Origin of the sequence: Glutamicibacter sp. (assembly GCF_035257265.1) — a bacterium.
In the GTDB taxonomy this organism is placed as follows: Bacteria; Actinomycetota; Actinomycetes; order Actinomycetales; family Micrococcaceae; genus Glutamicibacter.
Genome location: NZ_DATEXC010000042.1, coordinates 86,122 through 95,983, shown reverse-complemented (window position 1 = coordinate 95,983; position 9,862 = coordinate 86,122). Strand labels below are relative to the sequence as shown.

General features: G+C 55.9%; 10 protein-coding genes. 4 read left to right on the top strand and 6 right to left on the bottom strand.

Going from position 1 to position 9,862, the window contains the following annotated elements; all coding sequences use genetic code 11:
- Window positions 1-58: 58 nt before the first annotated feature.
- On the bottom strand, window positions 59-1,504 hold the full coding sequence (locus tag VJ369_RS12515) for an amino acid permease (protein ID WP_324092396.1): 1,446 nt from the start codon (window positions 1,502-1,504) through the stop codon (window positions 59-61).
- 185 nt (window positions 1,505-1,689) lie between these two features.
- On the opposite strand from VJ369_RS12515, the gene VJ369_RS12510 reads away from it, so the two are divergent.
- The 3 genes from VJ369_RS12510 to VJ369_RS12500 all read left to right on the top strand — a co-directional run bounded on the left by VJ369_RS12510 (window position 1,690) and on the right by VJ369_RS12500 (window position 4,761).
- Window positions 1,690-2,652, top strand: coding sequence for a 1,4-dihydroxy-2-naphthoyl-CoA synthase (locus VJ369_RS12510; protein ID WP_324092395.1), 963 nt, complete (start codon window positions 1,690-1,692; stop codon window positions 2,650-2,652).
- Window positions 2,653-2,672: 20 nt separating this feature from the next.
- Window positions 2,673-3,800, top strand: coding sequence for an AMP-binding protein (locus tag VJ369_RS12505; RefSeq protein ID WP_324092394.1), 1,128 nt, complete (start codon window positions 2,673-2,675; stop codon window positions 3,798-3,800).
- Window positions 3,801-3,876: 76 nt separating this feature from the next.
- The gene (locus VJ369_RS12500) at window positions 3,877-4,761 is read left to right on the top strand and encodes a 1,4-dihydroxy-2-naphthoate polyprenyltransferase (protein WP_324092393.1); all 885 of its coding nucleotides are present in this window, start codon (window positions 3,877-3,879) and stop codon (window positions 4,759-4,761) included.
- A gap of 42 nt (window positions 4,762-4,803) precedes the next feature.
- Here VJ369_RS12500 and VJ369_RS12495 read toward each other — a convergent pair whose 3' ends face one another.
- Window positions 4,804-5,085 (bottom strand): DUF4229 domain-containing protein, encoded by a 282-nt coding sequence (locus VJ369_RS12495; protein WP_324092392.1) that lies wholly within the window; start codon window positions 5,083-5,085, stop codon window positions 4,804-4,806.
- Window positions 5,086-5,138: 53 nt separating this feature from the next.
- Here VJ369_RS12495 and VJ369_RS12490 point away from each other — a divergent pair, with 53 nt between their 5' ends.
- Window positions 5,139-5,531 carry a PLD nuclease N-terminal domain-containing protein gene (locus VJ369_RS12490; protein ID WP_324092391.1) on the top strand — a complete coding sequence of 131 codons (393 nt, stop codon included), beginning with the start codon at window positions 5,139-5,141 and terminating at the stop codon, window positions 5,529-5,531.
- A gap of 245 nt (window positions 5,532-5,776) precedes the next feature.
- Here the strand turns inward: VJ369_RS12490 and ccsB are convergent, their stop codons facing one another.
- Genes ccsB through VJ369_RS12470 form a run of 4 tightly spaced genes read right to left on the bottom strand, consistent with a single transcriptional unit; the run spans window position 5,777 to window position 9,858 of the window.
- Window positions 5,777-6,847 carry a c-type cytochrome biogenesis protein CcsB gene (gene ccsB / locus VJ369_RS12485; protein ID WP_324092390.1) on the bottom strand — a complete coding sequence of 357 codons (1,071 nt, stop codon included), beginning with the start codon at window positions 6,845-6,847 and terminating at the stop codon, window positions 5,777-5,779.
- Window positions 6,840-8,468, bottom strand: coding sequence for a cytochrome c biogenesis protein ResB (resB, locus tag VJ369_RS12480; protein WP_324092389.1), 1,629 nt, complete (start codon window positions 8,466-8,468; stop codon window positions 6,840-6,842). Before resB ends, ccsB begins: the two co-directional genes overlap by 8 nt.
- Window positions 8,468-9,238, bottom strand: coding sequence for a cytochrome c biogenesis CcdA family protein (locus VJ369_RS12475; RefSeq protein WP_414652657.1), 771 nt, complete (start codon window positions 9,236-9,238; stop codon window positions 8,468-8,470). Before VJ369_RS12475 ends, resB begins: the two co-directional genes overlap by 1 nt.
- Window positions 9,235-9,858 carry a TlpA disulfide reductase family protein gene (locus VJ369_RS12470; RefSeq protein ID WP_324092388.1) on the bottom strand — a complete coding sequence of 208 codons (624 nt, stop codon included), beginning with the start codon at window positions 9,856-9,858 and terminating at the stop codon, window positions 9,235-9,237. Before VJ369_RS12470 ends, VJ369_RS12475 begins: the two co-directional genes overlap by 4 nt.
- Window positions 9,859-9,862 lie beyond the last annotated feature (4 nt).

Below are 9,862 nucleotides of genomic sequence, written 5' to 3'. Positions count from 1 at the left end.
TTCCCGCCATCACTGGCGGGAACCAAGCCCCTAGTTTTATCTACCGACGATTAACCCCTTAAAACTCAACCGGACCGTTAGCCTTCTTGCCAACAAATTTCCATCCGATAAACAGGAGGATCGCAAACACCGGGATGGCCGCAATGGTGTAAAGCCCGATAGGGAAGACCTCACCGTCCTCACCGGTCAAGGTATCAAAGGCAATCAGGGCGGTAATGATCACCAAGGACACCAAACCAATCCACCCGGTCACCGGCGCACCAGGCATCAGTAGTTTTGTGACCTTTCCTTTTTTCCTGCGCAGCATCAACTGGCAGGCGAAGATTGTTGCCCAGGTGAACAACACCCCAATGGATGCGGTGTTCAGAGCCAGGTCGAAGGCGAAAGTACCACCCAGCCAGACGTTGAGCACCACGCCAAGCAGGTAGACCACGCCCACGGTGAGAATGCCTGTGGACGGGACAAAGCGCTTGTTCATCTTGGATAACCACTGAGGCGCGTGGCCGTTGCCGCTCATGGTGCGCAGGATTCGGCCAATAGAATACAGCCCCGAATTACATGAGGACAGTGCCGCGGTGATCACCACAAGATTCATCACCGAACCAATCCAGCCAAGGCCCATCTTGTCGAATACCGTCACGAACGGGCTGACCCCAGCCTCATATTCATTCCACGGCAAGACCATCGCAAGCAGGCTGACGCTACCGATGTAGAACACGAGAATCCTGAAGACCACCGCGCGAATTGCCGAAGGTACTTCTTTCTCCGGATTTTCCATCTCTCCGGCGGCAATACCTACCAATTCAATGGCGTTATAGGCGAAGATCACCGAATTCAGCACCAAGATGGAAACGAAGAAACCACGTGGGAACATGCCGCCCTCGCCGTTTTCATTACCAATAAAGAGGTTAGAAACCGAAGCGGTGTGCTCCCCCACCTGAGCACTGGTCACCACCATGTAGGTGCCTACTGCAAGGAACAACAAGATTGCGGTGACCTTGATAAAGGCCGCCCAAAATTCAAATTCTGCGAAGGCTTTGGCGCTGAACAGGTTGATTGCCACCAGCATTGCAAGCGCACATAATGCCGAGACTTCCACCGGAAGCTGCGGGAAGAAGTATTGGAAGTACAGCCCGATCGCGACCAGCTCCGCGATTCCGGTCATCACCCAGTTCAGCACATACATCCAACCCGAGATAAATGCACCTTTGGGGCCAAAAAGTTCTCCAGCGTAAGAGACAAAGGAACCTGAGGTTTGCCGGTACATGATCAGCTCACCCAAGGCACGCATCAGCAGGTAGGCGATACCACCAGCCAGGGCGTAGGAGAAAATCAGTGCCGGCCCGGTAGATGCCAGCCGTCCCCCAGATCCCATAAACAGACCCACCCCGATAGCTCCACCAATGGCAATCATTTGCACATGGCGGCGGCCCAGGGTTTTCTTATAACCTTCGGCACTAATCTCAGCGTTTTTTGTGCCCTGCTGGTGGTGGCTTGACGACACTTGACTACACTCCTGAAAGTAGGGCCTTCGCTTGCCAGCTGCTACTCGTTGGCGGAAGGCACGGAGCAAATTTACTCCCATCTACCCGCAAAGCACCAATCATTCAGGTGACACAATACTGCTCAATATCGCCAGCTGCGGATGCCTACGCTAAGTTCCGTGGGCGTTGGACTAGCATTTAGAGGGTGAGTAGCCAAAATAATTCAGTCCTGCCCGAGAAGGTCTCCGACATTTTTGATCCCGTGCGTTGGCGCGTTGTCGAAGGATTCGATTTCACCGACATCACCTATCACCGCCAGGTGGAACGTGACGAGGCCGGAACCATCGTCCGTGACCTGCCAACGGTACGTATTGCCTTTGACCGCCCAGAGGTACGCAATGCTTTCCGTCCGCACACCGTAGATGAGCTATACCGCGCAATGGATCATGCACGCATGACCAGTAACGTGGCCACGGTCTTGCTCACCGGTAATGGTCCGTCCGAGAAGGACGGTGGACACGCGTTCTGCTCCGGTGGAGATCAGCGTATCCGCGGACGTGACGGCTACCGTTACGCGGAAGGCGAGACGGGTGAATCCATCGATCCAGCCCGTGCCGGACGTCTGCACATCTTAGAAGTCCAACGCCTCATGCGCACCATGCCAAAGGTCGTCGTGTGTGTCGTCAACGGGTGGGCAGCCGGTGGCGGCCACTCCTTGCACGTGGTCTCCGATCTGAGCATCGCATCCACCGAGCACGGAAAGTTCAAGCAGACCGATGCCACCGTTGGTTCATTTGATGCCGGCTACGGCTCAGCCTTGCTAGCCCGCCAGGTCGGTCAGAAGACCGCCCGCGAGATTTTCTTCCTGGCACGCGAATACTCGGCAGATGACATGGTGCGCATGGGCGCGGTAAACGAGTCTGTTGCCCACGAGCGTCTGGAAGAAGTGGCGCTGGAATACGCAGCCGACATTGCCAAGCAGTCCCCGCAGGCCATCCGAATGCTGAAGTTTGCGTTCAACCTCGCCGATGACGGACTGGCCGGTCAGCAGGTCTTTGCTGGCGAAGCTACCCGCATGGCCTACATGACCGACGAAGCAGTGGAAGGCCGCGACGCGTTCTTAGCTAAGCGCGACCCAGACTGGTCCAACCACCCGTACTACTTCTAAGCCAAGGAGAAGTTCCTCGTATGCTGGCACCTCACCATGTCCTGATGCAATCGTTGGCCGCTAATGCCAATGACTCCGGGCCCGCCGTAGAAGTTTTCGCGGATCCTTCGTCAGCTGATGGCGTGCAGATCAATCATCTGCGTGACGAAGACCTACCGGGCTTTGCACAGACCATGGTGGTTGTGCGCACCTCCGGGTCAACCGGCCGGGCTAAGCGCACGGTCCTGAGCCTTTCTGCCGTGGCAGCTAGCGCCCAAGCCACCGCCGAATATCTGGGGTTCGAGGGGCAGTGGCTGCTTGCCTTACCGGTGCACTATGTGGCCGGACTCAGCGTGCTCACCCGTTCGCTGTTCGCCGGTACCAATCCGGTGAGTATGGACCTGTCTGGGAGTTTCTCCGCGGAAAAATTCGTGGAAGCTTCCGAACAAATGGTGGAGGGCCGCCGGCTAACCTCATTGGTTCCCACCCAATTGGCGCGATTGCTCGACAACCCAGAGCCACGCACGGTGGCGGCGCTGAAACGATTTGATGCGATTCTGCTTGGCGGGGCACGTGCCAGCAAAGACCTGCTCCAGAATTCACGCCACCTGGGATTGAAAATCTTCCAGACCTACGGCTCTTCGGAAACCTCGGGCGGTCTGGTGTATAACGGCACCGCACTTCCAGGGGTGAAACTTGCCGAGCGCGGGGGCAGGATTATGGTCTCTGGTCCTATGCTTGCCGATGGTTACGCAAATAATCCCGAGGCCACCGCCGAGCACTTCATTCTTCATGAGGGCTCACGCTGGTATCTCACCGATGATTTAGGCACCGTCAGCGGAAATCGTTTAGAAATTGCAGGGCGTATCGACGATGTGATTAATAGCGGTGGCATCAAACTTTCCGCAGGGAAGATTGAGGGGCTGCTGGATGAGTTCTTCACGCAGTGCCTGATCCTGCCGGTGCCCGACGCGCAATGGGGGCAAAGTGTAGGTTTAGCCTATTCAGGCCCTACAAATACGGCTGAAGCCTTCGACGCTGTGCGCCAAACTATTGGTTCAACTGCGGTGCCCAAATACCTACAGCACTACCCGACGGGGCTTCCGCAATTGCCCAACGGGAAATTTGATCGGCGCAAAATACTGGCTGCACTACTAGCCGCGCACTGATTCGATTCGCCTTGCCCGTGGTTTCGCGGGAAACTAGAGGGTACGAGTTTTTTATCCACGCCGAAAGGAACGAGAAGTGGCAACGCTTTCCCAATGGGTCGCTGGCGCGCGCCTGCGCACCCTACCCATCATTATTGCCCCGGTAGTCATCGGTACCGCGGCTGCGGTGGGTCAGACTGGCCAAGTCTCCTGGTTCCGTTTTGTGCTCGCCCTCTTAGTAGGGCTGCTGCTCCAAGTCGGCGTGAACTACTCTAACGACTACTCCGACGGAATCCGCGGGACCGATGATGAACGCGTCGGTCCGGTGCGTTTGACCGGTTCCAAGCTAGCGGCTCCCTCACAGGTACGTAACGCAGCTTTTGGGTGCTTCGGGCTCGCCGCGATCTTCGGCTTGCTGCTAGTGATACTGTCCGCGACCTGGCCACTGCTTTTAGTCGGTGTGGCCGCGATCTTCGCCGCGTGGGGTTACACCGGAGGGAAAAACCCTTACGGTTACCGTGGCTGGGGCGACGTGTACGTCTTTATCTTCTTTGGCCTCGTGGCCACGCTGGGAACCACCTACACGCAGGTTGGTCAGCTCACGTACGCGGCACTGCTCGGTGCCATCGGCACCGGCTTTATTGGCTGCGCCTTGCTCATGGCAAATAACGTCCGGGATATTCCCACCGACAGTGAGGTTGGAAAAATCACTCTGGCTGTGCGTCTAGGCGAGCAGATGGCCCGCCTGAGCTACGTGCTGATGCTCAGTGTCGCCATCGTGTTGCCACTGCTGTTGACCGGAACTAATCCATGGATGTGGCTGATCCTGCTCACCTTCGTTCCGGCCGCAGCGCCGAGCTGGGTGATGCTTCGCGAGCAGTCGCTACCGAAGCTGGTAGTGGTGCTCAAACAGACCGGCATCGTCAACGTGGTCTACGCCGCGCTCTTTACCTTAGCCATCGTGCTGAACACCTGGCTATAGCCACGAAGCCTTCCAAATTTTGAATTTGGAAGGCTTCTTTTTTTATTTGTCGTCTCTTCGGAGTTTTTCGTCGTAAGCATCCTCGATGGCCTCTTCGGCCAGCTGAGAATCGGTCTTCGACGCTGAGGTTTTGGCGAACGCCTTGCGTGCGTCGTCATTGGCTGCCAGACGTAATTTGTTAAAGAACAAATAGGTCACGGCAAAAGCGATTACCAGGGCAATGAGGCCTGCGGTGAAGATCGGCCAGAGCATCAGTTTCCACAGTGCCAAGAAGACAACGAGGAACAAGCCCAACCGAATCACCGAATATTTCAGAAACTGCATACGTTAAAGTCTACCGATGAACCTGTGAGCCAGATTGTCACTAGACTAGAGTCATGGTCCGCTTTATTATCTTTGCTGCACTCATTTCGGTGGCACTCATGATCTATACATTGATCGAGTGTGCTCGCACCGAACGACATCGGGTGCGCTCCTTGCCTAAGACGGCATGGATCATCATTATCATCGTGCTTCCCCTGATCGGGGCGGGTTTGTGGTTTGTTCTAGGACGCCCGCAGGCTGCCTCAGCTGGCCCAGCTAACAAACAAAGCGCCCCAGATGACGACGAGGATTTCTTGCGTCAACTTGAAATCTGGCGTCGTCAGCAACAGCGTGAGTCTGAGCTGAAGGCACGTGAGGAAGAACTCAAACGAAAAGAAGACGACAAGAAGAAACCGAAGAAAGATAATTCTTCGGACGACTCAGATACTCCGTCCAAAGATCTTTAGGACCTTTGGCTTCGTTACCACGTAGGGCCCGGCATTTGCCGGGTCCTACGCCGCTTTAGAGACCGTTCTGCACGCCCATCTATATCCAAGGTCATCAACGGTCCCCGGTCCCGAGGGCAAGGCTCTCACACGCTGGACAATTAGCGCACGCAGATCCCGTACAGGGCGGGAAACAAAAGCTCCCCGAGGGATAGGCCGGTTAGGCTTATCCCTCGGGGAGCTTTTGAACTCTTGCCGAGCGGAGGTTAGACGCCGGCGTAGGAGTGCAAACCGTCAAAGAACATATTCACGATGGTGAAGTTGAAAATCACGCAACCGTAGCCGATGATGGACAACCAGGCAGAGCGCGGGCCCGTCCAGCCGCCGGTGGCACGTGCGTGCAGGTAGCCAGCGTAGACCACCCAAATCACGAATGACCAGACTTCCTTCGGATCCCAGCCCCAGTAGCGTCCCCAGGCTGCTTCGGCCCAGATGGCTCCCGCCATTACAGTGAAGGTCCACATCACGAACGCGATGGTGTTGATGCGGTAGGCAAAGTTTTCCAAGGCACCAGCACCAGGAACCAGACGCATGAATGGAAGCTTGTCTGGTAGACCGCCTGCAATTTTGTTCATACGCGAGTGCTGGATCAGCTGCAGAACGTTCATGGCAAAGCTGATGGAGAACAATGCCGAAGCAAATACCGCGATCGATACGTGGATGACGATCCAGGGGCTCTGCAGGGCCGGCACCAGGTGTCCCAAGGGAGTTGGGAAGCCAATCGTGGCTCCACAGAGCATCAAGGTCACGAGGCCAATAATGAAGCTACCCATGAAGCGCAGATCCTTGAAGAACAGCACCACCAGGTAAACCACCGCGACCACCAATGCACCGGTGGAAAGGAACTCATACATATTGCCCCAAGGCACACGGTGCGCTGCCACACCGCGGGAGATGACGGCGAAACCATGCATGGATACACCTAGCCAGGAGAGTACCAAGGCAATCCGAGCCATATTCCGGTTCGAAGAGTGTTCGGTGTAGTTCATCTTGTCATTGACAACGTTTTCGCTGACGTTGTCGGCTCGTGGGACAGGGGCCCCACGCTTAGTGCTTCGCGGTGCCGACACGGAGGTGGCTGCCGCACCCACAAGCATTTCGGAGTCACGCTTAAGCGCTGCCGCATCAATTTCGCTGATGGTCTTGTTACTCTTGGCCAGATCAAGTGCGAAGAGGATGAAGGCAACCATATAGACGAATGCCGAAAGCAACATAAACAGCTGGCTATAATTACCCAGTGCTTCGTTGATTGGCGCGAGATTTGAGCCGTTAGGCATTTACTTCTCCTTGGTCCTGCTTCTGACTGGCCAATGGCCACTTGCTATCAAAGATATTGTGCAACTCTGTGGACTCACGTTCAAGACGTGGATCCTCACCGCGGGCCAATAGCGCGTATTCGACCCTGCGCTGACCATTGTCATTCTTCAGCTTCACCCAGACGCGACGACGCGGGGTAAACAGCGATACTGCCAATCCGGCCAGAGCCAAAAACGCGAAGATGGCGATCGGAGTTTTACTCGGATCATAATTCACGTCTACCGCGATGTAACGCTTCAGATCATTGAAGGTGATGCTGCCTTTACCCTCGGGGAGCTGATAAGTCTGTCCGGCTTCGAGCACAATGCCTCCGGCGTCGAGCGTCCGTGAGTTCACTTCGGTGAGATTATCCGTGTCCAGCACATAGACGTTCTGCGGTACACCGTCGTCCAGACCCAAGTTTCCGGCGAAGGAGTTCAGGTGCAGTTGCGGGTTGATCGCGTTCGGGTCGCCGGAAATACCAAACCCTGTTTCATCCACCAGCGCGGTGGGCAACAGGAATCCTTGGAATCCCAACTGTTCTGGCTTCGCGTCCGGAGCCTTGATCACCATCATCGAGGTGTACACCGAGTCCTGCGGAACGGAAACTACCGGTCCGGAGAAAGCCACATCCCCGTTGCCGTCCTTGACTGTCACCACCGGTGCATAGCCGTTACCTACGAGGTAAACATCGGCACCGTTGATACGCAGTGGATGGTTCACCTTGATGTCTTCTTCGACAGGCTCCGCATCGGCTGAGCGCCGGGTTTCCACATGGGCGGTGAAGTCCAGCGGCTGACCAAAGTGTGTCTTGGACTCACGGTCAAAAACAATGTCGAATTTGTTGAGCTTCACTGAGTAAGGCGTGAGACTCTTGGAATCAAAACCCGTCCCGGGGGTGAAAGCGTCATAGGAAACGAGGGAGTTCACAAAGGTCTCCCCCTCCACGATGACTCGCTGACCGCTGTAGCCGAAGGCGCCGCCAATAGCTACCGAAATGAGCACGCCGATCAGCGAAATGTGGAAAGTCAGGTTTCCGATCTCACGAGTGTAGCCGCGCTCTGCGGCTACCGAACGACCGGTGGCATCGGAGCGGCGTTCGACTCGGTAACCACGTTTACGCAGTACCTTGTAGGCATCGTCGATGACTTCATCATCGCTGGGAGTATCTCCTTCACCTTCAACCAGTGACAGGGCGGTGTACTGAGGCAGACGGTCAAGCCTGGACGGTGTACGCGGCGGAGGGGTGCGCAAGGCTTGAGCATGCTTTTTTACCCGCGGAATAATACAACCGACCAACGAGATAAAAAGCAAGATGTAAATCGCCGAGAACCACGCGGAGGAATACACATCAAAAAGCTGGAACCGGTCAAGCCAAGGGCCGGTGACCGGGTTATTTTCCAGGTATTCGTTGACGGTCTCCGGGTTCATTGAACGCTGCGGGAAGATTGATCCTGGAACCGCTGCGACAGCGAGCAGCAGCAGCAAGAAAAGCGCCGTCGGCATGGAGGTCAGTTGCGTCCAGATCCAGCGCAGGGACCCAAGCAAGCCCAAGGCTGGTGCATCGCTGCGGCCCTTCGCGGTGCGTTTATTTTTCGCCATTAAATCGGCAACCTCACTTCATTGGCAAACCAGTTTTGTAGTTCTGCGACCCAGCTTCCCCAAAGCCCGGTCACCATGACTACACCAAGCAGAATCAGCATTCCGCCGCCCAAACGCATGACCAGCAGTTGATGGCGGCGGAAGAACGCGAGCGCCCGCATGCCACGCTGCAGTCCAAGGGCAATCCCGATAAAGGGAAGGCCCAATCCCAGGCAATAAAACGCGGTTAATAATGTGCCACGAGCGATATTCGGGTCAGTTCCTGTCGACATGATCAGTACGGCGCTGAGCGTAGGACCAATGCAGGGGGCCCAGCCCAGTCCGAAAGTGAACCCCAGAATTGGTGCTCCCCACAGGCCGGCCGGGGGCTTCCGGTGAATTTTTCGGTCACGCTGCAACCATGAAATGCCGCCCATGAAGACGACACCCATGATGACCACCACTAGGCCCAGTACTTGGGTCACCCAGGCACCTTCAAATCTCAGCCAGGCAGCTGCCTGGCTGAAGAGTACTCCGATGGCAATGAAAACCACCGAAAATCCCAGGACAAAGAGCAATACCCCGAGCAATACCCGTCCACGTCGGTGTTCGCGTAGGTCAGCACCCGTCAGCCCAGTGACGTAGCCAAGATATCCGGGAACCAATGGGAGTACACAAGGAGAGAGGAAAGAAACGAGACCCGCTAATAAAGCCACCGGCGCGGCCAGCAGCAAAGAGCCGTCCAGCACAATGTCGGCAAAGGGATTAGACGTAGTCAACAGGTTGCTCACAGCTCTTCGGTGAGTGCTGTATCGATCAGTGTCTTCAGGATCTTTGGGTCAACCGCGCCGATAACACGTGCTCGGACTCGTCCCTTACGGTCAAGTACCAAAGTGGAAGGTACCGCCTGTAACGGAACATATTTGGTCATTGCCAGCTGAATCTGGCCATCGGTGTCTTGAATCGACTCGTAAGGGATCTCGAAGCTGCGTTCAAAGGCTTGTGACGCTTCGGCTTCGTCACGGACGTTGACTCCGATAAATGGAACCTTGTCACCAAATTCTTCAGAGAGTTCTTTCAGATGTGGCGCCTCGATGCGGCACGGGGCGCACGCGGCGTACCAAAAGTTGATGACCACCGGTTTGCCGCGCATCGCGCTGACGTCAACGGGGGTGCCTTGGTAGGTCTTGGAGTTGATCTCGATAGGCTCAGTACGTTTTTCAACCGAGTATTCTTCCACGGCTCCGTCTCCGGCAATGTAGTTCTTGTTGTCTCCGGAGCGCGCCTGTTTGGCCAGCGGATCCTCGGTGACCGTGCAGGCGGCCAGTGGCACAGCGACCGCAGCAACCAACATCGAACGCAACATGGTGCGCCGATTCAGGAAGCGAGGATTCTGTGAGGACTCATTCATCAAC